Raw genomic sequence first — 1,209 nt, 5'->3', positions numbered from 1 at the left:
CAGAACTGGAACCTGACGCTATCACAGCTGACGATCCACTTCCCGGACCGCCTGGAGAAATACATCAGCCTGTGAGGCTATTTGGCTGACACAGAGTTTTGAACACCCTCGGATGGTGCCTTTGCTTGTGGTCATTTTGGCAGATTCGTTATCGGTGATATTGCTCTTTACTTCTTTCTGGTTCTTTCCCTGCCCCTTCCTTGGGGTTGTCGTCTTTAGGAACTGATCAATTTTATCGAAGTGCTTCTGGAGGGTTTCAGTGGCCTGGGCGAGCTGCTTCTTTCGGTCTCGCTCTTGGGGCTTTCTCCCGTCTAGCCGTTTGTGCTCCTCCATACAATGCCGGATCTTTTTCTGGATCTTGTCCCGCTTCTGTTCCAGCTCTTTTAAGGTGCCGGAGTGCTCCTTCGAGGCATCTGAGGACATCTTGCAACCATCGATAGCAAAGAGTTCATTGCCCAGCAGACCCTGCTGGTCACAGACTAACAGTACCTGCTCGAAGACGGACTCAATGGCGTTTGGGTAGCCACTAACGAAACTTGCGATGCTGGTGAAGTGAGGAACGGAATCGCAAGAGAGGGCTTTGAAGATGATGTTATGTTCACATTGCCACTGGATCTCGCGGCTGGAGGTTATGCCTTTGGCGTAGGCAAAGAGGACAATCTTGAGCAGAATCGCTGGATCGTAGGCAGCTCTGCCGCCCTGGTCATTGCTGTACTGGTCGTAGAAAGGGGAGAGATCGATATAATCGTCGATCAGGCGATGGAGAGTGAACTCGAAAGTGCCGGGTTGGAGCTGATCTTCGAAGTTGATGACGACCATAGCGTCCTGGCTGTAGCTGTATTTCCTGAAATTTGGCATATCCCCTCCCTTTGAGGGTCAAATTTTACCAAAAATCGCTGGGTTTTAAGAGTTTTTCTACAACCTGAACGCCGCCAGCAGCGGCGGCCGTAGCGTTTTTTGCGCGAAGCGCATTGCGTAGGCCGTCCGGCGGAGGCGCGCAGCGCCGGAGCGTACTGACTGGCCTTGTTAACCATGGGCTAGGTAGGACCTATTTAGCCATACTAAGTGCAAAGCTACCACAATTGGCATACCTGCCAATAACCCCAACCACATGGACTGAGCGGACATGTAGACTGCTAGAGCAACTGCTGCCACAGAACCACAGGCTAATCCGGCTTTTACTCGTTTGGGCGCCATAATTGAAACAGC

Annotated in this window: 1 pseudogene; it reads right to left on the bottom strand. The window is 51.7% G+C overall.

Annotated elements, in window-relative coordinates:
• Nucleotides 1-39: 39 nt before the first annotated feature.
• Nucleotides 40-858, bottom strand: a pseudogene (locus tag AC6R19_RS22710) (transposase); the annotation flags it as partial.
• Between the last annotated feature and the right edge of the window lie 351 nt (nucleotides 859-1,209).

It is taken from the genome of Microbulbifer sp. SE14, assembly GCF_059834885.1.
Note: the sequence above shows the minus strand (reverse complement) of the source record. Positions and strands in the feature narration are given on the sequence as shown.